Annotated in this window: 22 protein-coding genes; 16 read left to right on the top strand and 6 right to left on the bottom strand. The window is 67.5% G+C overall.

Translation table 11 applies throughout. The annotated features are described in order from the left end of the window. Nucleotides 1-16 precede the first annotated feature (16 nt). From OQZ28_RS06475 to OQZ28_RS06440, 8 genes are all read left to right on the top strand, one after another. Nucleotides 17-1,198 (top strand): cysteine desulfurase family protein, encoded by a 1,182-nt coding sequence (locus OQZ28_RS06475; RefSeq protein WP_458135528.1) that lies wholly within the window; start codon nt 17-19, stop codon nt 1,196-1,198. Nucleotides 1,199-1,229: 31 nt separating this feature from the next. Next, on the top strand, nt 1,230-1,544 hold the full coding sequence (locus tag OQZ28_RS06470; protein ID WP_061273819.1) for a ferredoxin family 2Fe-2S iron-sulfur cluster binding protein: 315 nt from the start codon (nt 1,230-1,232) through the stop codon (nt 1,542-1,544). Nucleotides 1,545-1,668: 124 nt separating this feature from the next. Beyond that, nucleotides 1,669-2,766, top strand: coding sequence for a tRNA 2-thiouridine(34) synthase MnmA (mnmA, locus tag OQZ28_RS06465; protein ID WP_130731549.1), 1,098 nt, complete (start codon nt 1,669-1,671; stop codon nt 2,764-2,766). Then, complete coding sequence (locus tag OQZ28_RS06460; RefSeq protein ID WP_130731594.1) at nt 2,766-3,434, top strand: glutathione S-transferase family protein; 669 nt, start codon at nt 2,766-2,768, stop codon at nt 3,432-3,434. The genes mnmA and OQZ28_RS06460 overlap by 1 nt, the downstream gene beginning before the upstream one ends. Nucleotides 3,435-3,448: 14 nt before the next feature. After that, nucleotides 3,449-4,543 carry a glycosyltransferase family 4 protein gene (locus tag OQZ28_RS06455; RefSeq protein ID WP_458135580.1) on the top strand — a complete coding sequence of 365 codons (1,095 nt, stop codon included), beginning with the start codon at nt 3,449-3,451 and terminating at the stop codon, nt 4,541-4,543. 100 nt (nt 4,544-4,643) lie between these two features. Continuing rightward, nucleotides 4,644-5,645, top strand: coding sequence for a CobW family GTP-binding protein (locus OQZ28_RS06450; RefSeq protein ID WP_130731548.1), 1,002 nt, complete (start codon nt 4,644-4,646; stop codon nt 5,643-5,645). Continuing rightward, nucleotides 5,642-6,703, top strand: a complete 1,062-nt coding sequence (locus tag OQZ28_RS06445) for a WD40 repeat domain-containing protein (protein WP_458135527.1) — start codon at nt 5,642-5,644, stop codon at nt 6,701-6,703. The genes OQZ28_RS06450 and OQZ28_RS06445 overlap by 4 nt, the downstream gene beginning before the upstream one ends. 23 nt (nt 6,704-6,726) lie before the next feature. Continuing rightward, nucleotides 6,727-7,764 (top strand): glycosyltransferase, encoded by a 1,038-nt coding sequence (locus OQZ28_RS06440; protein ID WP_458135526.1) that lies wholly within the window; start codon nt 6,727-6,729, stop codon nt 7,762-7,764. Nucleotides 7,765-7,843: 79 nt separating this feature from the next. Here OQZ28_RS06440 and OQZ28_RS06435 read toward each other — a convergent pair whose 3' ends face one another. The 3 genes from OQZ28_RS06435 to OQZ28_RS06425 form a co-directional block, all read right to left on the bottom strand. Continuing rightward, on the bottom strand, nt 7,844-9,175 hold the full coding sequence (locus OQZ28_RS06435) for a chloride channel protein (protein ID WP_130731592.1): 1,332 nt from the start codon (nt 9,173-9,175) through the stop codon (nt 7,844-7,846). 169 nt (nt 9,176-9,344) lie between these two features. Next, a complete protein-coding gene (locus tag OQZ28_RS06430) occupies nt 9,345-10,247 on the bottom strand; it encodes a cation diffusion facilitator family transporter (RefSeq protein ID WP_130731545.1) in 903 nt (300 codons plus the stop codon). A gap of 22 nt (nt 10,248-10,269) precedes the next feature. Beyond that, nucleotides 10,270-11,442, bottom strand: coding sequence for a cation diffusion facilitator family transporter (locus OQZ28_RS06425; RefSeq protein WP_458135525.1), 1,173 nt, complete (start codon nt 11,440-11,442; stop codon nt 10,270-10,272). Nucleotides 11,443-11,593: 151 nt separating this feature from the next. Here OQZ28_RS06425 and OQZ28_RS06420 point away from each other — a divergent pair, with 151 nt between their 5' ends. Continuing rightward, nucleotides 11,594-13,279 carry an NAD(P)/FAD-dependent oxidoreductase gene (locus tag OQZ28_RS06420; RefSeq protein ID WP_458135524.1) on the top strand — a complete coding sequence of 562 codons (1,686 nt, stop codon included), beginning with the start codon at nt 11,594-11,596 and terminating at the stop codon, nt 13,277-13,279. A 109-nt stretch (nt 13,280-13,388) separates the two neighbouring features. Here OQZ28_RS06420 and OQZ28_RS06415 read toward each other — a convergent pair whose 3' ends face one another. Then, complete coding sequence (locus tag OQZ28_RS06415; protein ID WP_458135523.1) at nt 13,389-15,638, bottom strand: primosomal protein N'; 2,250 nt, start codon at nt 15,636-15,638, stop codon at nt 13,389-13,391. A gap of 217 nt (nt 15,639-15,855) precedes the next feature. On the opposite strand from OQZ28_RS06415, the gene OQZ28_RS06410 reads away from it, so the two are divergent. From OQZ28_RS06410 to OQZ28_RS06400, 3 genes are read left to right on the top strand one after another with little or no spacing between them, the layout of a single operon-like run. Further along, on the top strand, nt 15,856-16,848 hold the full coding sequence (locus OQZ28_RS06410; protein WP_130731541.1) for a tyrosine recombinase XerC: 993 nt from the start codon (nt 15,856-15,858) through the stop codon (nt 16,846-16,848). Nucleotides 16,849-16,860: 12 nt separating this feature from the next. Next, entirely contained in the window at nt 16,861-17,817 is a 957-nt protein-coding gene (gene pip, locus OQZ28_RS06405) for a prolyl aminopeptidase (RefSeq protein ID WP_458135522.1), read from the top strand. A 26-nt stretch (nt 17,818-17,843) separates the two neighbouring features. Next, nucleotides 17,844-18,761, top strand: coding sequence for an aspartyl protease family protein (locus tag OQZ28_RS06400; RefSeq protein ID WP_458135579.1), 918 nt, complete (start codon nt 17,844-17,846; stop codon nt 18,759-18,761). Between the two features lie 32 nt (nt 18,762-18,793). On the opposite strand, the gene OQZ28_RS06395 is transcribed toward OQZ28_RS06400, so the two are convergent. Both OQZ28_RS06395 and OQZ28_RS06390 read right to left on the bottom strand, forming a co-directional pair. Next, complete coding sequence (locus OQZ28_RS06395; protein WP_458135521.1) at nt 18,794-19,279, bottom strand: hypothetical protein; 486 nt, start codon at nt 19,277-19,279, stop codon at nt 18,794-18,796. Nucleotides 19,280-19,325: 46 nt separating this feature from the next. Then, entirely contained in the window at nt 19,326-19,664 is a 339-nt protein-coding gene (locus OQZ28_RS06390; RefSeq protein WP_061274536.1) for a P-II family nitrogen regulator, read from the bottom strand. Nucleotides 19,665-19,868: 204 nt separating this feature from the next. Between OQZ28_RS06390 and OQZ28_RS06385 the strand changes: the two genes are divergently transcribed. From OQZ28_RS06385 to OQZ28_RS06370, 4 genes are all read left to right on the top strand, one after another. Further along, nucleotides 19,869-21,101: a UbiH/UbiF/VisC/COQ6 family ubiquinone biosynthesis hydroxylase gene (locus OQZ28_RS06385; protein WP_130730218.1), complete on the top strand. Its 1,233-nt coding sequence runs from the start codon at nt 19,869-19,871 to the stop codon at nt 21,099-21,101. Between the two features lie 140 nt (nt 21,102-21,241). Further along, complete coding sequence (gene cysE / locus OQZ28_RS06380) at nt 21,242-22,018, top strand: serine O-acetyltransferase (protein ID WP_240906544.1); 777 nt, start codon at nt 21,242-21,244, stop codon at nt 22,016-22,018. After that, the gene (locus OQZ28_RS06375) at nt 22,018-23,274 is read left to right on the top strand and encodes a TIGR03862 family flavoprotein (RefSeq protein WP_458135520.1); all 1,257 of its coding nucleotides are present in this window, start codon (nt 22,018-22,020) and stop codon (nt 23,272-23,274) included. The genes cysE and OQZ28_RS06375 overlap by 1 nt, the downstream gene beginning before the upstream one ends. After that, the gene (locus OQZ28_RS06370; protein WP_458135519.1) at nt 23,271-24,767 is read left to right on the top strand and encodes a helicase HerA domain-containing protein; all 1,497 of its coding nucleotides are present in this window, start codon (nt 23,271-23,273) and stop codon (nt 24,765-24,767) included. The genes OQZ28_RS06375 and OQZ28_RS06370 overlap by 4 nt, the downstream gene beginning before the upstream one ends. Nucleotides 24,768-24,778: the final 11 nt, after the last annotated feature.

Below are 24,778 nucleotides of genomic sequence, written 5' to 3'. Positions count from 1 at the left end.
GGCACGGAGGGCGGGCATGAGCGATCCTGACCTGATCTATCTCGACTATCAGGCCACCACGCCGTGCGATCCCCGCGTGGTGGATGAAATGATGCCGTGGTTTGCCCACAGCTTCGCCAACCCTCACAGCCTCGACCACGCGGCAGGCCGCGCCGCGCATGATGCGGTGGAGCAGGCGCGGGGCGAAGTCGCTGCCCTGCTGGGCGCTGATGCGCGTGAGATCGTGTTCACCTCGGGTGCGACCGAGGCCAACAACCTTGCCATCAAGGGGGCCGTGCGCCACCTGATCGCGCGCGGGGATCCGCGCAGGCGGGTCATCACGGTGGCGACCGAACACAAATGCGTGCTGGAGTCGGTGCGTGACCTGGCGCGTGAGGGCTGCGAGCCGGTGATCCTGCCCGTGCGGCCCGATGGCACGCTCGACCCTGACGTGCTGGCCGGGGCCCTTGAGGTACCCACCCTGCTCACCTCCATCATGGCCGCCAATAACGAGACCGGCGTGCTGCACGACCTTGCAGCCCTCGCCCCCATCGTGCGCCGGGCAGGCAGCCTGCTGCACAGCGATCTGGCGCAGGCGGCGGGCAAGGTGGATGTTGATGTCAGGGCGTGGGATCTCGATCTGGCCTCCGTCTCGGCGCACAAGCTGTATGGGCCGAAGGGGGTGGGCGCGCTGTTCGTGCGGCGCAGGCCGCGCGTGCGCCTTGCCCCGCTGTTTTCGGGCGGGGGGCAGGAGCGGGGCCTGCGCTCGGGCACGCTGCCAGCGCCGCTGATCATCGGGTTCGGCGCGGCATGCCGCATTGCCCGCCTTGAAGGGGCCGCCGAGCGTGCCCGCATCGCTTCCCTGCGCGACCGCATGCTGGCCGTCCTTGCGGCGGGCTGCCCCGGCCTGCGCGTGCATGGCGGCATGCAGGCAAGGCTTGCGGCCAACCTGAACATAGGCTTCGAGGGGGTGCGGGCACTCGACCTGCTGGCAGCCGCACCCGAGCTGTGTCTGTCCACCGGGTCGGCGTGTTCCTCGGCCGAGGTGGTGCCGTCCTATGTGCTCAGCGCAATGGGGCTTGAGGCGGCGCAGGCGGCGGAAGGCTTGCGTCTGGCGGTCGGACGCTATACCTCACCCGCCGAAGTGGATCGCGCGGCGGCGATCCTGTGCCGCGCAGTGGCACATTGCCGCGCGCAAGGCAGCGCTGCGCCAGGCTAACCGGGCGCAACGCACAGGCAGGATGGAAAAGATGGCGCATATAGTATTCATCGAGCGTGATGGCACCCGCCGCGAAGTCGCGGCCCCGCTGGGCCTGTCGGTCCTGGAAATCGCGCACAAGAACGGTGTTGACCTTGAAGGCGCATGCGAAGGCTCGCTGGCCTGCGCCACCTGCCATGTGGTGGTCGACCCCGAATGGGCGCCCAAGCTGACGCCGCCGACCGAGGACGAGGAAGACATGCTCGACCTTGCCTTCGGGCTGGAAAAGACCTCGCGCCTGGGCTGCCAGATCGTGATGACCGAAGCGCTCGACGGCCTCGTGGTGCGCCTGCCCAGCACGTCCTGACCGGGCGGGCCATGCCGCCTGCGTGATTTGTGCGCGGGCGGGCAGGATGATGTTTGACGCGCGATGCCCGGAGGCTGATAGTTCTCCGGGCATTGCCTGTTTCAAGGGAAGTGGAACCGAGCCCATGCGTATTCTTGTGGCCATGTCTGGCGGGGTGGACAGTTCCGTCGTTGCCGCGCGCCTCGTGGCCGAAGGGCACGAGGTCATTGGCGCGACCCTTCAGCTCTACGATTCCCGCGAGAGCAAGAAAAAAGGCGCGTGCTGCGCCGGGCGCGACATACACGACGCCCGCCGCGTGGCCGACAGGCTCGGCATCCCCCATTACGTGATCGACGCCGAACGCCGCTTTCAGGACAGCGTGATCGACACTTTCGCCAATGCCTATGCCGCGGGCGAGACGCCGGTGCCGTGCGTTGCATGCAACCAGGGCGTGAAATTCACCGATCTTCTGGGCATGGCGCGTGACCTTGGGGTCGATGCCATGGCCACCGGGCATTACGTGCGCCGCGTGGAAGGCCCTGATGGGGTGGAGATGCACCGCCCCGTTGATGAGGGGCGCGACCAGTCATGGTTCCTGTTCGCCACCACGCGCGACCAGCTTGAATTCCTGCGCTTTCCGCTGGGCGACATGCCCGACAAGGCCGCCGTCCGCGCCGAGGCCGAGCGCTTCGGCCTCGCCGTGGCCGCCAAGCCCGACAGCCAGGACCTGTGCTTCGTGACCGATGGCTCCTACGCGGCCCTGGTGGAAAAGCTGCGCCCCGACATAACCGGCGCGGGCGAGATCGTGGACCAGTCCGGCCAGGTGGTGGGCGCGCATGAAGGCGTGAGCCGCTACACCGTGGGCCAGAGCAAGCGGCTGGGCAATGCCGCCATGCTGGCGGGCGAGCGCCAGATGGTGGTGGGCATCGAACCTGCCAGTCGCCGCGTGGTGATCGGCCCGCGCGCCCGGGCGGTAGCCCGCACGCTGGTGCTGCGCGACATGAACTGGCTGGTGACCCCGCCGGGGCCCGAGGGCCTGCGCTGCGCGGTGCAGATCCGCGCGCGCGAGGTGGCGCGCGCCGCCACCGTGTGGGCGCTGCCTGATGGGGCGGCCCGCGTGGTGCTGGATGAGGGGGCCGTGCCCGCGCCGGGGCAGGCCTGCGTGATGTATGATGGCAGCCGGGTGCTTGGTGGCGGGTTCATCCGCCGGGTCGAGGCCGGAGGCGAAGGAAAGGCGGCATGATGAGCGACAGTATTCTGGTCATTGGCACGCGGCGGTATTCATCATGGTCGCTGCGCGGCTGGCTTGCGGTGCGCCTGGCCGGGCTTGACGTGCGCGAGCAGGTGATCCCGCTGGCCGATACGGGCGAGACGCCCGCCATCCGCACCATCTCGCCAAATGGCAAGGTGCCTTACCTTGAACATGATGGCGCTGCCGTGTGGGAGAGCCTCGCGATCTGTGAATACTGCGCCGAGCAGGCCCCCGGCCTGTGGCCTGCCGATGCCCGTGCGCGCGCCTATGCCCGCAGCATCGCCGCCGAGATGCATGCGGGCTTTCGCGCCGTGCGCGCCGCCATGCCCATGAATACCGGGCGTGAGAACCGCCCGCTGGCCGCAGGCACCACGGCGGATATCGATGCCGACATCGCGCGGATCGATGCGATCTGGACCGAGGCGCGGCTTGATTTTGGCAAGGATGGCGATTTCCTGTTCGGGGAAAAATTTGGCATGGCGGATGCCATGTTCGCGCCCATCGTCTCGCGCTTCCTGTCCTACGGGGTCAGCCCCTCGCCGGAATCACGGGCCTACATGACCGCCGTGCGCGCGCATCCGCTCATGGAGGAATGGTACCAGCTTGCCGCCCAGGAGCCAAAGCAGTGGCAGCAGGCACGCTTTGAGGATATCGGCTGAGCCCCGTGGAAAACCTGCCCTGGCGCGTGGCGGTGGTGCTGCCCGCGCGTGAAGGCTTCAGTGCGGGGGCCGTGGGGGCCATCGGCCTGCAGGTGGCTGCCCTTGCCGGCCCGAATGATGTCATCATCGGCGCGCCGGTGGCAGGCCCCACGCTGCTGCCCGACCATGAATACCGGACAGTGCGCCCCGGCCTGTGGCCACCGGGCAGCCGCAGCCATCGTTATGCCGCTGCCGTGCTGCGGATCGTGCATGACATCGGCCCTGCTGTGGTCGAGGTGCATAACCGCCCCGATACCGCGCTGCATATCGCGCGCAGCCGCCCCGGCCAGCATGTGCTGCTGGTGCTGCATAACGACCCCCAGAGCATGCGTGGGGCCGAAACACCCGCCCGCCGCGCCGCCCTGCTGCGGTGGATGAACGTGGCCTGCGTATCCGGCTGGGTGCGCCAGCGCTTCATGGAGGGGGTGCCCGCCACGGACGGGCAGTGGGTTGGCGTCTCGCCCAACGGCGTGGCCATTCCCGCCAGCGTGCTGCCCATGGATGCGCGCGCGCCACAGGTGCTGTTTGCCGGGCGCATGGTCGAGACCAAGGGGGCTGACCTGTTCGTTGCGGCCTGCGCCGGGCTTGCCCCTGCTTATCCCGGCTGGCGTTTTGACATGATCGGGGCCGACCGGTTTCGCGCCGATGCGCCCGTTACCCCTTTCATGGCGGAACTGCTGCCCCGCGCGCAGGCGGCAGGCATCGGGATTGAGGGCTACCGGCCCCATGCGGATGTGCTGGCCGCCATGGCGCGGGCGGCCATTGTGGTGGTGCCCAGCCGCTGGCCCGAGCCCTTTGGCCTTGCAGCGCTGGAGGCCATGGCGGCGGGTGCCGCCCTCGTGGCCGCCCCCACTGGCGGCCTGCCGGAGGTGGTGGGCGATGGCGGCCTGCTCTGCCCGCCCCAGCCCACGCCGGAGCTGGCGCAGGCCATCGCCCGGCTGATGGACGGGCCGGCCCTGCGCGCTGGCCTTGCCATGCGCGGCCGCGCGCAGGCGCTGCGCTTTGGGGTGGAGCATGCGCGTGCCTGCCGCGCCCACCTGCGGGCCGAAGCCCTGCGCCGCCGCGCCTGAGGCCGCGTTTTGCGTTTTTATGCCGCGCGGGTATGGGACAGCGCCGTGCGCCGTCCTATATCTGGGCATGCAAGGCTCATGCCCAAACACTGGAGGTTCCATGTCCGATACCGTTCAGGCCGTACCTGACGCCAAAGCTGCGAACGCCCTCGTGCCGGTTACGGTGCTGACGGGCTTCCTCGGCGCAGGCAAGACCACGCTGCTCAACCATATCCTCACCGCCGAGCATGGCCGCAAATACGCGGTTGTGGTCAACGAGTTTGGCGAGCTCGGCGTGGACAACGACCTCGTGGTCGATGCCGACGAGGAAGTGTTCGAGATGAATAACGGCTGCATCTGCTGCACCGTGCGCGGCGACCTGATCCGCATCCTCGGCAACCTCATGAAGCGCCGCGCCAAATTCGACGGCATCATCGTCGAGACCACCGGTCTTGCCGACCCGGCTCCCGTGGCCCAGACCTTCTTTGTTGATGAAGACGTGCGCGGCAAGACCCGGCTCGATGCGGTCGTGACCGTGGTCGATGCCTACAACGTGCTCCAGACGCTGGAAGAAAGCCCCGAGGCGGTGAACCAGATCGCCTTTGCCGATGTGATCATCCTCAACAAGGTCGACCTTGTGGATGAAGCTGGCCTTGAGGCGATTGAAAAGCGCATCCGCTCGATCAATTCCGTCTGCCGCCTTCACCGCGCGAAACGCGGCGACGTGCCCTTGTCCGATGTGCTCGACCAGGGCGGCTTCGACCTCCAGCGCGCGCTCGAGCATGCCCCCAATTTCCTTGAGGACACCAGCCACTCGCATGAGGCTGATGTGACGTCCATGTCCTTCGAGGTGGAGGAACCGCTCGACGCCGCCAAGTTCCAGGCATGGATCGGCGCGGTACTGCAGGAGCAGGGGGCGGACATCCTGCGGGCCAAGGGCATCCTGAACTATGCGGGCGAGAACCAGCGCTTTGCCTTCCAGGCGGTGCACATGATGGCCGATGGCGGCTTTATCGGCCCGTGGAAGAAGGACGAGCCGCATGTCTCGCGCCTTGTCTTCATTGGCCGCAACCTCAACCGTCCGCAGCTTCGTCGTGGCTTTGAAAGCTGCCGTGCGAAATGAGCGGCGCCATGAACGACACCATGCCTCCCTCGCTGCTCGAACGCCGGGGTGCGCAGCGCCAGCTTGAAGGGCAGGTCACCGGTTGCGCCATCGCGCGTGACAGCCAGCAGGTCGCCTTCGCCACCGCCGAGGGCGACGTGATGGTGGCCGCCCGCGCCGACTGGGGCCGCTCGGATGCATGGGATGTGCAGACCGTGCATGATGGCGCGGTGCTTTCCATAGCACCTGATGCCGCCCCCACCGGCTTCCTGACTGGCGGCGATGACAACAGCCTGCGCCGGATTGCGGTTGATGGCAGTGTGAGTGAACTGGCAAGGGGCCGCCGCTGGATCGAGCACATCACCACGTGGGCAAATGACAGGGGCGGCGTGATCGCCTTTGCATCGGGCAAGCAGGTCGAACTGCGTGATGCGGCGGGCCGGGATACGCTCAAGGTGCTCGAGCATCCTTCCACCGTCAGCGGCATCGTGTTCGATGCCAAGGGCAAGCGCATCGCAGCCTCGCATTATAATGGTGCGTCGATGTGGTTCGTGCAGGCCAGGGTGGATACCCCCCGCGTGCTGGAATGGAAGGGTAGCCATATCGGCATCGCCATCCATCCTGCGGGCGACGCGCTGGTGACCTCCATGCAGGAATCGGAACTGCATGGCTGGCGCCTGGCCGATGGGCATAACATGCGCATGAGCGGCTACCCTTCCAAGGTGCAGTCCATGGCCTTTACGCGTAATGGCAAGTGGCTGGTGACCAGCGGGGCGGACACCATCGTGATGTGGCCGTTCTTTGGTGGTGGCCCGATGGGCAAGCCCCCCTTCGAGGCCGGGGGCATTCCCGGCATCATGTGCACCCGTGTCGCCTGCCACCCTGTGCATGACATCGTGGCCGCGGGCTTTGCCGATGGCGCAGTGCTGATGGTCGATACCAACGCTCAGCGCGTGCTGCCGGTCAGCATGGCGGGCGAAGGCGCGGTGACCGCGCTCGCCTTTAGCCCCGATGGCTGCGCGCTGGCCTTTGGCACGGAAGATGGCCGCGCCGCCGTGATCGACCTGTCGGCCAAATAAAGCGGCAGGGGGCGGAAAAACGCATGCGGGTGCTGCATGTCATGGCGGCAAGGGGCAATGGCGGGGCGGAGCTTTATGCTACCGATGTCATGTGCAGCCTGCATGAGGCGGGGCTTGAACAGGATGTGGTCATGCACCCCTCAGCCCCCCGCGTGCCCGCCATGCGGGCAGCGGGGATGGCCGTGGAGACCGCCCCGCTGCGCCTGCCGCTCCGCCCTGTCGCCCGCCACGCCATACGCAGGCTGATCGGGCGCGTCAGGCCCGACCTCATCCATTGCTGGCTGCGCCGTGCCGCCGAGATCGTGCCCGCCGGTACCGGGGTGCCGGTGATTGGCTGGTTCGGCAATTACAAGGATCTGCGCGCCTTTGCGCATTGCGACTGGTTCGTGGGCTGCACGGCGGATATGGCGGCCTCCATGGTGGCGCGCGGCGCGCCAGCCGATCGCGTGGCCTATATCCCCACCTTCCCCTCCGTAAAACCGCAGCCGCCGGTGTCGCGGCACGCACTTGATACGCCGCCCGATGCCCCGGTGCTGCTGGTGCTCTCGCGCCTGCATCCGGCCAAGGGGTTGGAAACCCTGCTTGACGCGCTGCCCTCCCTGCCGCGCTGCCATGTATGGCTGGCAGGCGAGGGCGAACTGCGTGCGGCCCTTGGCGCGCAGGCGGCAAGGCTGGGGGTGGCGGACCGGGTGCATTTTCTGGGCTGGCGCTCGGACCGGGGGGCCTTGCTGGCAGCAGCGGATCTGTGCGTGCTGCCCTCGCGCTATGAGCCGTTTGGCACCGTGATACTCGATGCCTGGTCGGCAGGCGTGCCGTTGGTGGCCTGTGCGGCGGATGGACCAAAGGCACATATCCGCAACGGTGAAAACGGCATGCTGGTGCCGATTGATGATGCCCCGGCCCTGGCCACCGCCATTCGCGCAGTAATTGATGACCCGGCCCTGGCCGCGCGTATTGCGGCAGGCGGCACGCGCGATTACGAGGCAGGCTTTACGCCGCAGGCCGTAACCAGCCAATGGCTGGCCTTTTACGACCGGGTGATAAAGACAAAAAACGGATAAAAGTTTCTGGGTGCCGCCTTTTTTCAAGAAGGCGGCGTCTTCCGAAGCTTTTTGCAAAAAGCTTCACCAAAAACTTCTGTTATTTTACAGCCGTTTTGACTGCGGGCGGGGGCTTGGGGGCAGAGGCCATGCCATCAAGAAACGCCTCGGCCAGGGCCGCATAGAGCGGCTGCGAGCAGATCATGCGCGACACGCCATAGGCCAGGAACGACGTGGCCAGCAGCGCCAGCGTAACCTGCTGGTTATCGCACATTTCCATGACAATGACCGAGGCCGTCAGCGGTGACTGCACCACGGCGGAGAAATAGGCCACCGTGCCCAGCAGCACCACCGCACCCGGCGTGGTGTGCGGCAGGAACTGCGCCACCCACCCGCCAAACCCCGCCCCGATGGCAAGCGAGGGCGCAAACAGCCCGCCCGGAATGCCCGAGCAGTAGGAAATGATGGTGGCGATGAATTTGAGGATGAAGAACGAGGCGGGATAATGGGTCCGCCCGTCAATGATTTCATGCGCCTGGTAGTAGCCGGTGCCATAGGTGATCCCGCCCGAGGCAATGCCCAGTATGGCCAGCAAAAGCCCGCACACGGCGGCGAACGCCACGGGCCGCCCCTTGGCAAAGCGCCCCAGCCCGCCGGGCAGGCCGCGCGTGGCCCGGATGAGAATGGCCGAGAACACGCCCCCGCCAATGCCGCCCAGAATGCCGCAGGTCGGCACCGCGATCCAGCTGATGCCAATGGGCACCACCACATCCGTATGGCCGAAATAGCTGTAATTGCCCACGAGTGCTATGGCCGTGACACCCGACAGGATCACGCCGGTGAGCATGGTGCCGCTGGTGCGCTGCTCAAACGAGTGACTGAGTTCCTCGATGGCGAACACGATGCCCGCCAGCGGCGTGTTGAACGCGGCCGACACGCCCGAGGCCCCGCCCGCCAGGATCAGCCCGCGCCGCATGCTGATGGTGGACAGGTTGAGCCACCGCCCGCACGCATGCATGATGGCGGCGCCAATCTGCACGCTCGGCCCCTCGCGCCCGATGGAGGCCCCCGCCACCAGCCCCAGCGAGGTCAGCACGATCTTGCCCGCCGCCACCCGCAGCGATAGCAGCCGGTCGACAATGGCGAAATTTTCAAGGTGCAGCGTTGCAATGGTCTGCGGTATGCCGCTGCCCTGCGCACCGCGGAACCATGTGCGCGTCAGCCACGTTGAAAGCGCAAGGCCGCCCGGCGTCAGCACCAGCATGAGCCACGGGTTGAACGCGATGATGTGCGTGCGCAGGCTCGCTGCCGCATCGGCCGCCATGGCAAAGCCTACCGCCACCACGCCCACCACCACGGCAGCCGCCCAGCACGCGATCTTGCGCCGCCACTGCTCGGTGGTGATCCGCGCGGAACGGCGCAGGTGGCGCATGTGTTTCCGGCGTATCTCTGTAAGGTCGGTTCGCATGCCCGGTAACGTACTTTCAGCAACAGCCCTGAAACGGGTAAAACCGGGTTCAGGCCGTCCGGTTTCGCGGCAGGGGTGGTATTTATCGCAGGTTCAGGCAGTCAGTGGCAGAATATCCGCCCCTTCCGCCAGGTCAGGGCAGCACCAGCACGCCGGTATGCTTGGCCTTGCGCTCGGGCTCAACATGGATGTTGATCAGCGCATCGCCCAGCCCCGCGCGCAGGCCATCTTCCACCCGGTCGCAGATGTGGTGGGCTTCCTCTACGCTCATGGCACCGGGCACGACAAGATGAAACTCGATAAACGTCATGGCGCCGACAATGCGTGCGCGGATGTCATGCGCCTCCATGGCGCCGGTGGCGGTGTGCGAGATGATGGAGCGGATCTCGCCCAGCGTCTCGGAATTGGGGGCCTCGTCCATCAGCCCCGCGATGGAGGTGCGCATCATCTCCCACCCCGTGCGCAGCACGTTCACCGCAATCAGGGCGGCAAGCAGCGGGTCGAGCCACAAAAAGCCGGTGAGCGGGATTAGCACGAACCCCGTGATCAGCACCGCCGATGTCCAGACATCGGACAGCACATGGTGCCCGCTGGCCACCAGGGCGGGTGAATGGCGCGCCCGCCCCAGCCGCAGCAGGAACAGCCCCCACACCAGGTTGAGCACGCCCGCGCCGCCATTGAGCGCAATGCCCAGCCACGAATCCTGCGGCGCATGCATGTGCTGGAAGCCCTGCCACGCCTCATGCGCGATGGTGATGGCGGTAATGACCACCAGCACCCCTTCCGCCACGGCGGAGAGGTATTCGGCCTTGTAGTGGCCATAGGTGTGGTTGTGGTCGGGCGGGAGGCTTGCCACCCGCAGCGCCCACAGCCCGGCCACGGCGGAGACCACGTTGATGATGGTCTCGATGGCATCGGAATACAGCGCGATGCTGTCCGTAACCCGCCAGGCGGCATATTTCATGCCCAGTGCAATGAGGCTGACGACAACGCTGCACCAGGCCGCGCGGATCTTGGGGTCAGTACGGGAAAGCATGCTGAACAGGGTGTCCTTGCGATCAGACGGAGTGGGCTTCGGCCAGAATGCACTGGTTGGCATCGGTCAGGGTTTCAATCTGCAAGGTGGGGTGAACAATGCCGAAGCGGGCCTGCAGTTCGGCTGCCGCGCGGTTCAGCAGGCCATCAGGCGCATGGCCCTGCTCGCCTGCCCCGCGCACGAGGTGGACGGTCAGCGCGGTTTCGGTGGTGCTGATGGGCCATATATGCAGGTCATGCAGGTCGCACACGCCGGGCAGCGTGCGCAAAAAGGCATCGACAGCCGCGGGGTCGATGCCGCGCGGCACGCGGTCAAGCGCCATGTCGAGCGAATCGCGCAGCAGCGACCACGTGGCAAGAATGATGGAAAGCGACACCACAAGGCAGATGACGGGGTCGATGCGCAGCCAGCCGGTCAGCAGGATCAGCCCACCACCTGCCACCACGGCCAGCGCCATCACCGCGTCGGATGCCATGTGCACGAACGCGCCACGCAGGTTAAGATCCTTCTTGCCCCCACTGGCAAACAGCAGCGCGGTCAGCCCGTTCACAACAATGCCGATCCCGGCCACCACCATCACTGCAACGCCTGCCACCGGGTGCGGGTGGACCAGCCGCAGCACGGCCTCCCACATGATGCCGCCGGTCACCACCAGCAGGGCCACGGCATTGCCAAGCGCCGCGAGAATGGAGGAGCGCCGCAGTCCGTAGGTGAAATTGGCGGTGGGCGAGCGGCGCGAGAGCACCTCGGCCAGCCATGCGGCACTCAGCGCCAGCACGTCGGACAGGTTATGCCCCGCATCGGCCAGCAGCGAGAGCGCATGGCTGCGCACGCCCCACACCGCCTCACCCGCTACATAGACAAGGTTGAGCGCGATGCCGATGGCAAACGCCCGCCCGTAGGAGGCCGGCGTGTGCACATGGTGGTGGCCGAACAGCCCGCCGCCATGCCCGTGGTCGTGCCCGCAGCCGCCATCATGTCCGCCATCGGCATGGTCGTGGCCCGCATGGGCGTCATGGTCATGACCGCAGTCATGGCCCGTGTCAGGCCCGGTGGCGGCCTGCCCGGGGTGCACATGGTCGCCCTGCGCGTGGTCGTGCCCAGTGCAGGCAGGGCCGTGCGCGGGTGGGGGAGCGGCATGGTCATGGGAGTGGTCATGGCCATCCGCGCCATGGTTGTGCTGGCATTCGCCCATGGGGCCTGAATCCATATTGATCGGGAGGGGCAGGGTATCGCCGCCTTCCTAGCAGAAGGTTACGGCGCGTCACCAGCATTTAGCACATTCCTGTGCGCCGCCCCGGCGTGATATGGCTCCCGCACTGCCATCAGCCACGGAAAACCCGCCCATGATCCGACTGACCGAACTGCGCCTGCCCATCGCGCATGACGACGCCGCACTGGAACAGGCGGTGGCCGAACGGCTGGGTGTGGCAACGGCGGAGATCGAGGCCATCACCATCTTCCGCCGGGGCCATGACGCCCGCCACCGGCACCGCATGATGCTGGTCTATACGGTGGACTGCGCCGTGCGTGACGAGGCCGCCGTGCTGGCCGCCCACGCAGGCGCGCGCAACATCATGCCCACGCCTGATACCACCTACCGTTTTGCGGTGGATGATGGCCCGGCCCTTGCCGCGCGGCCCGGCTTCATGCGCCCGGTGGTAATCGGGGCGGGACCATGCGGGCTGATGGCCGCACTCGTGCTGGCGCAGATGGGCCTGCGCCCCGTGGTGCTCGAGCGCGGCAAGGTGGTGCGCGAGCGCACGGTCGACACCTTCGGCCTGTGGCGCAAATCCATCCTCAACCCCGAGAGCAACGTGCAGTTTGGCGAAGGGGGAGCGGGCACCTTCTCCGATGGCAAGCTGTACAGCCAGGTCAGTGATCCGCGCCATTATGGCCGCAAGGTGCTGGCCGAGTTCGTGCGCGCGGGCGCCCCGCCCGAGATCGAATACCTCTCGCGCCCGCATATCGGCACGTTCCGGCTGGTGTCGATGGTCGAGCATATCCGCGCCGAGATCGAGGCGCTGGGGGGCGAATACCGCTTTGGCGCGCACGTAACCGAATTCGTGACCGGTGATGATGGCGCGGGGGACAGGCGCATCCGCGCGCTGCGCCTGGCGGATGGGGACGAGATTGCGGCAAGCCATGTGGTTCTGGCCATTGGCCACAGTGCGCGTGATACCTTTGGCGCGCTGCATGAGGCAGGCGTTGCCATGGTGGCCAAGCCGTTTTCCATCGGGGTGCGCATCGAGCACCCGCAATCGGTCATCAACACCGCCCGCTATGGCCAGCCCGAGGCCGTGCCGCTGCTGGGGGCTGCGGATTACAAGCTGGTGCACCATGCCAGCAATGGCCGCGCGGTCTATTCCTTCTGCATGTGCCCCGGCGGCACGGTGGTCGCCGCCACATCCGAGGTAGGGCAGGTGGTGACCAATGGCATGAGCCAGTATTCCCGCGCCGAGCGCAACGCCAATGCAGGTCTGGTGGTGGGGGTGACGCCGGAGCGCGATTATCCCGGTGGGCCGCTTGCGGGCATCGCCTTCCAGCGCGAGTGGGAGCGGCGTGCGTTCGCGGCCGGTGGCGGGGCCTATTTCGCGCCCGCGCAGACGGTGAGCGACTTCCTCGATGGCGTGGCCTCCACCACGCTTGGCGCCGTCGTGCCGTCCTACCGCCCCGGCGTGACACCTACTGACCTGTCGGCCTGCCTGCCTGATTTTGCCGTTGAGGCCATGCGCGAGGCCCTGCCGCATTTTGACAGCAAGCTGGCAGGCTTTTCCATGCGGGATGCGGTGATGACCGGGGTGGAAACCCGCACGTCCTCCCCGCTGCGCATTCCGCGCGGGGTGGATGGGCAGGGCGTGAACCTGCGCGGGCTGTTCCCGGCGGGCGAGGGGGCGGGCTATGCCGGGGGCATCCTGTCAGCGGGTATTGACGGCATCCGCATTGCCGAGGCGGTGGCCCTGTCGCTGGCGGGGCGGGATGTGGAGCAGGCGCTGCACCGGGGCATGACCCATGCCACCGAGGCGCAGTAAACTACTAAAAAGCAAAAGTTTTTGGTGAAGCTTTTTTCAAAAAGCTTCGATAAATGCAGCCTTTTTGAAAAAAGGTTGCACCCAAAAACTTTTATCTGTTTTGTCTGGCTTACAGGAACGAGACCGGATCAATATCCACGTCAATCCGCGCCCCGCGCTCGGGTTTTACGCGGCTGAGCCATTCGCGCATGATGGGCTGCACCGCAATGTTGCGCCGCGCGCGCAGCAGCAGCCGGTGGCGGTGTCGCCCGCGCAGGATGGCCAGCGGTGCCGGTGCCGGACCCAGCACCTGCACGCCATCAAGCCGTGGCGCATTCTGCCCAAGGGCGCGGGCCGTCAGCTCGGCGGCATCAGGCGTCTCGGCACTTACGATCAGGGCGGCGAGCCTGCCATAAGGCGGCCAGAAGCCGGGGCGGCGCTGCTCGGCCTCCTGCTCCATGAAGCTGCCGAAATTACCTGAAACCAGCGCCTGCATGACCGGGTGGTCGGGCACGTAGCTCTGCAACAGCACCCGGCCCGGTGCCTCCGCACGGCCCGCACGCCCTGCCACCTGGTGCAGGAGCTGCACCGTGCGCTCGGAGGCCCGCAGGTCGCCACCGCCAAGGCCGAGATCGGCATCGACAATGCCCACAAGTGTCAGGTGCGGGAAGTGCCAGCCCTTGGCCACGATCTGGGTGCCGATCACAAGATCCACCTCGCGCCGGGCAATGCGCTCGACGGCGGCGGCCGTGGCGGCGGGGCCGCTGAGCGTATCACTCGCCATGACCAGAATGCGTGCGTCGGGGAAGGTGGCGCGCGCCTCCTCCGTTATGCGCTCCACGCCGGGACCTATGGGGGTCAGGCTGTCGGCATCGGCGCATTTGGGGCAGGTCTGGGGAATGGGCTCGTCATACCCGCAATGGTGGCAGGTCAGGATATGGCGGGCGCGGTGCTCGACCAGCCAGGCGGTGCAGTTGGGGCACTGCATGCGGTGGCCGCAGGTGCGGCATAGCGTAAGCGGCGCATAGCCCCGGCGGTTGAGGAACAGCATGGCCTGCTCGCCCCGGCCCACGGCGTCGTTGATAGCGCCGGTCAGCACGGGCGAGAGGAACAGCCCGCGCTCGGGCGGGTCGGCGCGCATGTCCAGTGTTTCCACCACCGGCATGGTCGCGTTGCCGTGGCGGGCATTGAGCTTGAGGTGCCGGTAGCGGCCCGCGCCCACATTGGCCAGGCTTTCAAGGCTGGGGGTGGCCGAGACCAGCACGATGGGCGCGCGGCTCATGCGCGCGCGCACCACCGCCATGTCGCGCGCGTGGTAGGTCACGCCATCTTCCTGCTTGAAGGCGGTCTCGTGCTCTTCATCGACAATGATCAGCCCAAGCTGGTTGAAGGGCAGGAACAGCGCCGAGCGCGCGCCCACCACAACCCGCGCCGTGCCATCGGCCACCGCCCGCCATGTCACGCGCCGCAGCCTTGCCCCAAGGTCGGAGTGCCACAGCGCGGGCTCCGCGCCAAAGCGGCGGGCAAAGCGCCCGGTCCACTGCGCCGAGAGCGCGATTTCAGGCAGCAGCACCAGCGCCTGCTTGCCGGCCTCAAGGCAGGCGGCAATGGCCTCCATGTAGATCTCGGTCTTGCCTGACCCGGTCACGCCTTCCAGCAGGGTGATGGAAAAGCTGTCCTCATCCACCCTTGCCCGCAGTTCGGTCGCCACCTCGGCCTGGTTGCCGCCCAGCGTGGGCGGGCAATGCGCGGGGTCAGGTGTGGCGAAGGGGGGCGGCGGCGTGATCTCGACCGCGCGCAGCGCGCCCGCCTGCGCCAGACCGCGAATCACGGCCGCCCCCACGCCTGCCCGGCGGGCGAGTTCGGCGGCGGGGAGCGGCGGGCCATTGGCTGCAATGTCCAGCACCTTCTGGCGGGCGGGGGTCAGCCGGAGGTCGGCAGGCAATGCGGGCGCGGGGCTGTAGCCCGTGCCGGGCCTGGGCAGGGCGGCCAGCGCATTGGCCCGCAGCGCCATGGCCAGCACCATGCCCGGCGGCGAGAGCGTATAGGCGGCCACCCAGTCCACGAACTGGCGCAGTTGCGCGGGCAGGGGCGGCAGATCGAGGCGGGCAGCCACGGGCTTGAGGCGGCTGGTGGGTACTTCCTTTGATGGGGGTGGCCTGAATTCGGGCGGCAGGCCGGGGGCGGCATCCCAGATCACGCCGGTTTCGGTGCGGCGGCCGAGTGGCACGGTCACGATATCACCGGGGCGGGCATCGGCCAGCCGGGGGGGCAGCAGGTAGTCCAGAGGCCCGGCAAAGGGCAGGGTAAGCATGACCCGCACGCGCCCGTCAGGGGCGGGGGGCAGCAGGTCCGTCTGGGTGGGGTTGCGATGCGGCATGTGTTTTTCTACCGTCAGGCATCGGCTGTGTCTTGTCCATCCGTAAGGCATGGCGCATCCATCGCCCCGATAAGACATTATTTTGAAACAAGGCATTGAGAATAGGTGATAAAAGTTTTCGGGTGCCGCCTCTTTTCAAAAAGGCGGCGTCTTTCGAAGCTTTTTGAAAAAAGCTTCACCCAAAACTTTTTTCAGTCAGGCAAGAAGGGCAGGCGGCATGATGGCAACCGGGGCACGTGATGCCTTTCTGCAGTGGATGGAGACCGAACGCCGGGCCTCTCCCCTCACGCTTGCGGCCTATCGCGGCGATCTGGACCGCTTTCTCGCCTTCATCATGGGGCATCTGGGCGCGGAACCCGATCTGGGGGCGCTGGCGGGGCTTTCACTGGCCGACCTGCGGGCCTGGCTGGCCCATGAGCATAATGCCGCCCTGACCGGCAGGCGCGCGACCACGCAGGACCGCGCCGCGCGCACGCGGGCAAGGCGGGTCTCGGCGCTGCGTTCGTTCTACCGCTACCTTGCCCGCTACCATGGCGTGGACAACCCGGCACCCGCCCTGCTAGCCACTCCGCGCACCCGCCGCCCGCTGCCCCGCCCACTGCCAAAACCTGATGCGCTCGAGGTGCCCGAAGGCGTGGCCGACATTGCCCACACCCCCATGGCGCAGGTGCGTGATGGGGCGCTGTTCATGCTGCTGTACGGCTGCGGGCTGCGTATCTCGGAGGCGCTGGGGCTGGATGTGCGTGATTTCGATCAGGCCGCCAGCCTTGGCAACCCGGTGCAGGGTGATGGCGTGCTGCGCATTCGCGGCAAGGGTGGCAAGGAGCGCATGGTGCCGGTGCTGCCGCAGGTCATGCAGGCGCTCAGGCGGTGGCGCAATGCCCACCCGCTGCCCCAGCCCGATGCGCCGCTGTTCGTAGGCGTGCGGGGTGGGCGGCTGCAGGCGGGCATTGCCCAGCGCGCCATGCGCACTTGGCGGCACATGGCGGGGCTGCCCGAGCATGCAACCCCGCATGCGCTGCGGCATTCCTTCGCAACGCACCTGATGGAAGGCGGCGCCGACCTGCGTGTGATCCAGGACCTGCTTGGCCATGCCAGCCTGTCCACCACCCAGCGCTACACCCTGGCGGATGAGGCGCGGCTGATGGATGTCTGGACACGCGCCCATCCGCATGCCACCACCGACACCCCGCCCGATACTGCCCGATGAACAGGAAGATCCATGCCTGAGCGGTTTGCCTATCCCCCCATCGACCCCTACGACCACGGCTGGCTTGATACGGGGGAGGGGCACCGCGTTTACTGGGAGCTGTGCGGCAACCCCGAGGGCATTCCCGTGGTGTTCGTGCATGGTGGTCCCGGCGGCGGGTGCTCGGCCTTCCAGCGCCGCATGTTCGACCCCGCGCGCTACCGCATCCTTCTGTTCGACCAGCGCGGCTGCGGGCGCTCCACCCCGCATGCATCCCTCAAGCACAACACCACCTGGCACCTCGTGGCCGACATGGAGCGCCTGCGCGTGCTCACGGGGGCGGAGCAGTGGATGGTGTTTGGCGGCTCATGGGGTTCCACGCTGGCGCTGGCCTATGCGCAGGCACACCCCGGGCGGGTGACGGCGCTGGTCATGCGCGGCATCTTCACCCTGCGCCGGGCGGAGCTGCTGTGGTATTATCAGGAAGGCGCTTCATGGCTCTTCCCCGACCTGTGGGAGCAGTTCATCGCCCCCATCCCGCCCGCCGAGCGCGGCGACCTGATTACGGCCTATAACCGCCGCCTGACCGGCACGGACCAGGACGAGCAGATAAAGGCGGCCATCGCCTGGAGCGTATGGGAAGGTCGCACCATCACCCTGCGCCCCGCGCCTGATAGTGTCACCCGGCACGGCGACCCGCGCTACGCGCTGGCCTTCGCGCGCATCGAGAACCATTATTTCATCAATGCAGGGTGGCTGGAGGAGGGGCAGCTGATCCGTGATGTCGACCGCATCCGCCATATCCCCACCATCATCGTGCAGGGGCGCTATGACGTGGCCACCCCCATGCGCACGGCATGGGACCTGCACCGCGCCTGGCCGGAGGCGGATTTTCAGGTCATTGACATCGCAGGCCATGCCATGACCGAGCCCGGCATGATCGAGGCCCTCCTCGCCGCGACCGATGCCATGGCGGAGCGCCTGGGCTAGTGGCGGCCCGCAACACCCTGCTGGCCATGGGGCTGGCCTGCGGCCTTGGCGTGGCCCATGGCGCGATGGCGGCCCCCGATGCCGCGCGGCTGTGCAACCATGAGCGTGTAGCCCAGGTGCCGCTGCGTGATGATGGGGGGTACCTTTCCATCGTCATCAGCATTGCAGGCCACAGCCTGAGCGCGCTGGTCGATACCGGCTCGGATGGCGGGCTGCTCACGCCCGAGATGGTGGGCTACCTGCGCCTGCGCCTCGACCCCGAGCATGAAACGGTGGTGCATGGCACGGGCGGGGTGGCGCAGGCCACGCCCAACGCCATCGTGCCCGACCTGCGGGTGGGCGGGGTGGATTTTGGCGCGCGCTCCGTGCCGGTGGGCGAACTGCCCGGCCAGCCCATGATCCAGCCGCCCGTGGCGGGGCTGCTTGGTGGCGACATCCTCTCGCGCTTCGATCTCGACATGGATGTGCCCGGCGGCACGCTGAGCCTGTGGAACATCCAGCACGGCTCGCTCGCCTGCGCCCCTCCGCCTGCGTGGGATGGCCCCTATGAAAGCCTGCCCCTGCGCCGGCAGGACAACCGCTTCCTGCTCGAGGTCAGGCTTGATGGCAGGCCGGTTACGGCGCTGCTCGATAGTGGCGCGCGCTCGCGCATCGTCTCGCCCGACGTGGCGCACCGCGCGGGTGTTGCCCAGTCACAGCTTGAGCGCGACCCCGGCGGGGTTACCGCCGGCGTGGATGGTCACAAGGACATCTATCACTGGCACCGTTTTGACAGCCTGCAGGTGGGCCATGAACTTGAGCGCAATGTCACGCTCACCGTGGCTCCTTTGCGCGAGCATCTTGAAATGCTGCTGGGCTCGGACTGGTTCGCAAGCCACAGGGTGTGGATATCCTACGCCACCAGCCAGGCCTTTGTCCGCCCCGCGCGCAGGCAGGGCGGGTAGGCACGGGCCAGGGCGTGGCCCGTGCGCGGGGCTCAGCCCTTGAGCTTGGCGTTGCACTGGCTGTAGTAGCCGCCGCCCTTCTGGATCCAGCGCAGCCCGCCATTGGCGTTGGTGGCCTTGTTGGCGTTGTACTGGTCAAGGCAGGTGTGCAGGCGGCCCTTGCCCGCGGGCTCCTTGCTGTATTTGTCAGCAACAGTGGCAGGCATGGTGGCCGAGGTGGTGATTGCGGGCGCTGCGGCCCTGGCTGCTGCCGGTGCGGCTACGGGGGCTGCGGCAGGAGCCGGGGCTGCCGGTGTGGCGGGCTTGGCCGCCTCGGCCGTGGTGGTGGCGGCGCCGGTATCGCACTGTGCGGCCTTGAATTCCTTGTAGGACTGCGTGCCCAGCGTGCCCGCCGTGCGGGCCGCCGTGAATTTGGCGTGGCACGCCTTGGACGTGTCACGCGCCTGCGCGGCCCCGCTGGAAAGGGCGAGCGCCATGACGGAGGCGGCGGCGAGGGAGATGCGGAATGATGTGGCCATGTGGCTGGTCGGTCCTGAAATGATGTATGAAAAAAAGGAAGGGCTTTTACAGCGCGCTGTCGCCCGTCTCGCGCGTGCGGATGCGGATGACGCTGTCAAGCGGGGAGATGAAGATCTTGCCATCGCCGATCTTGCCGGTATGGGCGGCTTCCAGAATCGTCTCGACCGCCTGCTCGACGAGTTCGTCGGTCACGGCAACCTCGATCTTGATCTTGGGCAGGAAGCTAACGTGGTATTCCGCCCCGCGATAGATTTCGGTCTGGCCCTTCTGGCGACCGAAGCCCTTGACTTCCGATACGGTCAGCCCCTGAATCCCCAGCGGGGTCAGGGCCTCACGCACATCGTCGAGCTTGAAAGGCTTGATGATGGCTGTGACAAGCTTCATCGCACCGCGTCTCCATTCTTGCTGTTCCGGCCGGTTGACCGTGGGTGAAGTAAGGTAACCGCTCCGTCTATACCCTGATCGGGTGATGCATGTCATCCGCCTTCACGCCACGCATCCGGCATGTGTGCTTGTGCGTTGCCCCCGGTGGGGAGTAAATCCGTGTGGCCTGCCCCGTTGCCCGGCGGCCCCAGAACAGGAAACGAAATGACCGCGAACATGACAGCCACCACCATGCCCGAAGCCCTTGGGGTTGATGTCTGCATCGTGGGGGCGGGTCCGGTTGGCGCCACGCTGGCCTGCCGCCTGGCCACCGCAGGCATGCAGGTCGCGATCATTGATCGCGCGGCCCTGCCGCCCATGGAGCACCCCGCCTTTGATGGCCGCGCCTATGCCATTGCCGCAGGCTCGCGCCGCCTGCTTGAGGAGGCGGGCGTGTGGGCCCGCCTGCCCATGGAGTCGTGCGACATCAACGAGATCCGCGTGACCGATGGCAGGCCCGGCCAGCCGCCTTCGCCCCTGTTCCTTGAATTTGGCAGGGCCGATGCCGACCAGCCCTTCGGTGCCATGATCGAGGCCCGCGCCCTGCGCGTGGCGCTCAATGCAGCCCTCCACGCCACGCCGGGGCTGCATGTTTTCGCCCCCGATGAAGGCCGCGTGACCCGCACGGCTGATGGTGCCGTGATCCACACCACCAGCGGCCGCACCATCAACGCCCGCCTTGTGGTGGCGGCCGAGGGGCGGCGCAGCCCGCTGCGCGACCAGGCCCGCATCACGGTCACCCGCATGCCCTACAACCAGTGCGGCATCGTGTGCGCGGTTGCCCATGAGTTCCCGCATGAAGGCCGTGCGCTGGAGCATTTCCTGCCCGCAGGCCCCTTTGCCCAGCTGCCCATGGCGGGCAACGCGCAGCACCCCAACCTTTCCGCGCTGGTCTGGACCGAGAGCGAAAAGGTGGCCCACCGCCTGGCCGACCTGCCGCATGACGCCTTTACCCACGAGATCCGCCGCCGCATGGGCGATGAATGGCTGGGTGCCGTGACCCCCGTGGGGCGGCGCTGGGTCTATCCGCTTTCCGCGCAGTATGCACAGCGTTACATTGATACCCGCCTGGCGCTGGTGGGTGATGCCGCCCACGGCATCCACCCCATTGCGGGCCAGGGGCTCAACCTTGGCTTCCGTGACGTGATCGCCATGGCCGACATCCTGGCGCAGGTGCATGCGGCGGGCGGCGATGTGGGGGCGCCTGACGTGCTGCGCCGCTACCAGGCGCGCTGCAGGCCTGCCAACATGCTCATGCTGGCAGCCACCGATGCGCTCGAGCGCCTGTTTGGCAACGACAACCCCGTGCTGCGCCTGGCGCGTGACGTGGGGCTGGCCACCGTCAACCGCATAACCCCCCTGCGCCGCAGCTTTGCCCGGCACGCCATGGGGCTGTAAACGCCTGCCTGCCAGACATATGAACACCGCCCACCGGACGGAACGGACCGATCATGCCTGAAACCCCGCCTGCCGCCCTTTCGCTGAAGGACCGCGCCAGCCCCGTGCTGCCCCCCACGCTGGGGCCGGTCGATCCCGCCATGCTGTGGCGCGAGATCGTAAGTGGCGCGTGTGGCTGCAATGACCCGCTGGTCAAGGGCTTGCTGGCCACGGGCATCCGCAATCATGGCTCCTTTCGCGGCGCGCTCGCCGCCCTGCTCGGGCGCAAGCTGGGCGACCGCTCGGTAGCCGATGACGCGCTGGCTGAACTGGTGACCGAAGTGTTCGAGGCTGACCCCGATATCGTCAACGCCGCCGCGGCCGACCTCGTGGCCATCCGCGAGCGCGACCCGGCCACGGCGGAATACGTAACGCCCTTCCTGTTCTTCAAGGGCTACCACGCCGTGCAGAGCCACCGCGTGGCGCACTGGCTGTGGCATAACGGGCGCAGCTATCTGGCGCTGCACCTGCAGAGCCGCTGCTCGGAACTGTTCGGGGTGGATATTCATCCCGCCGCCCGGCTGGGGCGGCGGGTGCTGTTCGACCACGGCACGGGCATCGTGATTGGCGAGACCTCGGTGCTGGAGGATGACGTGTCGCTGCTGCAGGGCGTGACGCTTGGCGGCACCGGCAAGAACGTGGGCGACCGCCACCCCAAGGTGCGCCGGGGCGTGCTGATCGGCGCGGGCGCCACCATCCTGGGCAATATCGAGATTGGCGAGGGGGCCAAGGTGGGGGCGGGGTCCATCGTGCTGGAATCCGTCTCGCCCTACACCACGGTGGTGGGCAACCCGGCCCGGGTTGTGGGCACGCGCCATTCCAGCCTGCCCGCCTTCACCATGGACCAGATGCTTCCGCCGATTGATTACATCATCTGATGACCGAATTCGTTTTCAGGCCGCATGTGGCCGTTATTGGCGGAGGGCCCGCGGGCCTTGCCGCAGCCGAGATCCTGTCCGAGTGGGGCTGCGCGGTGAGCGTGGTCGAGCAGATGCCCACCATGGGCCGCAAGCTGCTCATGGCCGGGCGCGGCGGGCTGAACCTGACCCATTCCGAGGATCCGGCAGCCTTTGGCGCCCGCTATGGTGCGGCCATGCCGATGATGCGGGCGGCCCTGTCCGCCTTCGGCCCGGCCGATATGGTGAAATGGGCCGAAGGGCTGGGCCAGCCCTGTTTTACCGGCAGCAGCGGGCGGGTGTTCCCGCGCGCCATGAAGGCGTCCCCCCTGCTGCGCGCGTGGCTTGCGCGACTGGCCGCGCGTGGGGTGCGCCTGCTCACCTGCCACCGCTGGCTGGGCTGGGATGAGGCGGGCCGCCTGCGCGTGTCCGGCCCCGGCGGGGTGGCGAGTTGGCGGGTGGATGCCACCGTGCTGGCCATGGGGGGCGCAAGCTGGGCGCGGCTGGGGTCTGACGGCGCATGGCGCGCGCGCCTGGGGGAACTCGGCGTGGATGTCACGCCGTTCGCGCCTGCCAATTGCGGGTTCGTGACCGGATGGAGCCCGGCCTTTCGCGCGCGGTTTGCGGGCACGCCGCTGCGCGGTATCGGCCTTGCGCTGGAAAATGGGCCGAGCGTGCGCGGCGAGGCGGTGGTGACCGATACGGGCATCGAGGGGGGTGCGGTCTATGCGCTCTCGGCCGCCATTCGCGAGCGGATTGCCAAAACAGGCCACGCCCGCCTGCTCATTGACCTGCGCCCGGCCCTTGACGTGGCCGAGATCACGACGCGTATCGCCCGTGTGCGTGCGCGTGAGAGCCTGTCCAACACGCTACGCAAGGCGCTGAAGCTTTCCCCTGTTGCGGTGGCGCTGATGCGTGAAGGCGGCGACGGACCGCCCCCGCGCGCGCCACAGGCCCTTGCCGCACAGGTCAAGGCGGTGCCGGTTGAAGTCAACGCCCCTGCCGCGCTGGACCGCGCCATATCGGTGGCCGGTGGCATTGCGTGGCCCGCACTCGATGCGCATTTCATGATCCGCGCGCTGCCCGGCGTGTTTGCCGCAGGTGAAATGTTGGACTGGGAGGCCCCCACCGGCGGCTACCTGCTGCAGGGCTGCATGGCCACGGGCCGCATGGCGGGCGAAGGCGCATGGGCGTGGTTGCAGGACTCGCGCCGCGAGCGGTATCCGTCAGCGCCATGAGTGTTGCAATCACGATTGGCGAGCGGCGCGGGGCTGTTGCGGGCGATGGCCCCGTGACCATGGACCTGGCCGAACTGCTGTCCACCCGCCTGCTGGTGCAGGGCAATTCCGGCTCGGGTAAGTCGCACCTGCTGCGCCGCCTGCTCGAGCAGTCGGCGCGCATGGTGCAGCAGGCCATCATCGACCCCGAGGGCGACTTCGTCAGCCTGGCCGAGCGCTTCGGCCATCTGGTCATTGATGCCGCCGAGCATACCGAGGCCGCCCTGCAGGCGGCGGGCGAGCGCATGCGCATGCACCGCGCCTCGGTCATCCTGAACCTTGAGGGCGTGGATGCGGATGTGCAGATGCGCCGCGCCGCTGCTTTCCTTGGCGGCATGTTCGAGGTGCCGCGCGATTACTGGTACCCTGTGCTGGTGGTGGTGGATGAAGCCCAGCTTTTTGCGCCAGCAGCCGCGGGCGAGGTATCGGATGAGGCACGCCGCGCCTCGCTGGGAGCCATGACCAACCTCATGTGCCGTGGCCGCAAGCGCGGGCTGGCGGGCGTGATCGCCACCCAGCGCCTGGCGAAGCTTGCCAAGAATGTCGCGGCCGAGGCCTCGAACTTCCTCATGGGCCGCACTTTCCTCGATATCGACATGATGCGTGCCGCCGACCTGCTGGGCATGGAAAGGCGGCAGGCCGAGAGCTTCCGTGACCTTGAGCGCGGTTATTTCGTGGCCCTCGGCCCCGCTGTGTGCCGCAGGCCGCTTGCGGTTAAAATCGGCCCGGTCGAGACTGAAAGCCGCTCGGCTGGCCCCACGCTGATGCCCTTCGAGCCAGTGCCCGCGGGCGATGAAATACGCGAACTGATCCTGACCCCGGTGCCCGAGCGCGAACTGCCCGCACGCGCGCCGCGCCATGTCAGCCCGCCGCCCGATATCCTCTCGCAGCTTGCAGCCCATGCCGAGACCGCGACGCTGGAGGCCGAAACGGCTGCGCCCGAAGCCCCGCCGGTGGATGCGGCGGCCCTCAGGCTGCGCTTTATCGAGATCCTGACCGATATACTGCGTGATGAGGATGCGGGCTTCCGCCCGGTGCATGTGCTGTATCAGGATTTTCTGGTGCGCTGCCGGATCGAGGGCATGGGCCGTGACGCGCTCGACATGCCGCGCTTCCGCCGCCTGCTGGCGGTTGCCCGCGCGGGCGTGGATGCCACGACGGTGGAAAGCGAGGACTGGCGGCAGGCCGAGCAGATGGCCGCCGTGCTGCCAGATGACATGCAGGGCATCTTCCTGCTCATTGCGCGGGCGGCGCTGCATGGGGAGCCGTGCCCGTCCGACAGCGTGATTGCGCGGACCTATGGCACCCACTCGCTGGGCCGCGCCCGGCGGCAGCTTGCCTACCTTGAGGAGCAGAACATGATCGTGCTGCGCCATGACGGGCTGGGCCGCCGCAGCGCCGCCATTATCGGCCCCGGCTGGGAAACCGCGCCCGCATTGCCTGAAGGTGATTGATCATAAAGAAG

This window comes from Komagataeibacter sp. NFXK3 (genome assembly GCF_054182245.1).
This window is presented reverse-complemented; position numbering and strand designations above follow the sequence as displayed.

Coding starts and splice junctions, on each gene's coding strand:
- OQZ28_RS06385 (WP_130730218.1), top strand. CDS start 19,869: ATGACCGCGAACATGACAGCCACCACCATGCCCGAAGCCCTTGGGGTT.
- OQZ28_RS06440 (WP_458135526.1), top strand. CDS start 6,727: ATGCGGGTGCTGCATGTCATGGCGGCAAGGGGCAATGGCGGGGCGGAG.
- OQZ28_RS06370 (WP_458135519.1), top strand. CDS start 23,271: ATGAGTGTTGCAATCACGATTGGCGAGCGGCGCGGGGCTGTTGCGGGC.
- pip (WP_458135522.1), top strand. CDS start 16,861: ATGCCTGAGCGGTTTGCCTATCCCCCCATCGACCCCTACGACCACGGC.
- OQZ28_RS06470 (WP_061273819.1), top strand. CDS start 1,230: ATGGCGCATATAGTATTCATCGAGCGTGATGGCACCCGCCGCGAAGTC.
- OQZ28_RS06475 (WP_458135528.1), top strand. CDS start 17: ATGAGCGATCCTGACCTGATCTATCTCGACTATCAGGCCACCACGCCG.
- OQZ28_RS06425 (WP_458135525.1), bottom strand. CDS start 11,442: ATGGGCGAATGCCAGCACAACCATGGCGCGGATGGCCATGACCACTCC.
- OQZ28_RS06420 (WP_458135524.1), top strand. CDS start 11,594: ATGATCCGACTGACCGAACTGCGCCTGCCCATCGCGCATGACGACGCC.
- OQZ28_RS06375 (WP_458135520.1), top strand. CDS start 22,018: ATGACCGAATTCGTTTTCAGGCCGCATGTGGCCGTTATTGGCGGAGGG.
- OQZ28_RS06410 (WP_130731541.1), top strand. CDS start 15,856: ATGATGGCAACCGGGGCACGTGATGCCTTTCTGCAGTGGATGGAGACC.
- OQZ28_RS06460 (WP_130731594.1), top strand. CDS start 2,766: ATGAGCGACAGTATTCTGGTCATTGGCACGCGGCGGTATTCATCATGG.
- cysE (WP_240906544.1), top strand. CDS start 21,242: ATGCTGTGGCGCGAGATCGTAAGTGGCGCGTGTGGCTGCAATGACCCG.
- OQZ28_RS06390 (WP_061274536.1), bottom strand. CDS start 19,664: ATGAAGCTTGTCACAGCCATCATCAAGCCTTTCAAGCTCGACGATGTG.
- mnmA (WP_130731549.1), top strand. CDS start 1,669: ATGCGTATTCTTGTGGCCATGTCTGGCGGGGTGGACAGTTCCGTCGTT.
- OQZ28_RS06435 (WP_130731592.1), bottom strand. CDS start 9,175: ATGCGCCACCTGCGCCGTTCCGCGCGGATCACCACCGAGCAGTGGCGG.
- OQZ28_RS06430 (WP_130731545.1), bottom strand. CDS start 10,247: ATGCTTTCCCGTACTGACCCCAAGATCCGCGCGGCCTGGTGCAGCGTT.
- OQZ28_RS06450 (WP_130731548.1), top strand. CDS start 4,644: ATGTCCGATACCGTTCAGGCCGTACCTGACGCCAAAGCTGCGAACGCC.
- OQZ28_RS06415 (WP_458135523.1), bottom strand. CDS start 15,638: ATGCCGCATCGCAACCCCACCCAGACGGACCTGCTGCCCCCCGCCCCT.
- OQZ28_RS06395 (WP_458135521.1), bottom strand. CDS start 19,279: ATGGCCACATCATTCCGCATCTCCCTCGCCGCCGCCTCCGTCATGGCG.
- OQZ28_RS06400 (WP_458135579.1), top strand. CDS start 17,844: ATGGGGCTGGCCTGCGGCCTTGGCGTGGCCCATGGCGCGATGGCGGCC.
- OQZ28_RS06445 (WP_458135527.1), top strand. CDS start 5,642: ATGAGCGGCGCCATGAACGACACCATGCCTCCCTCGCTGCTCGAACGC.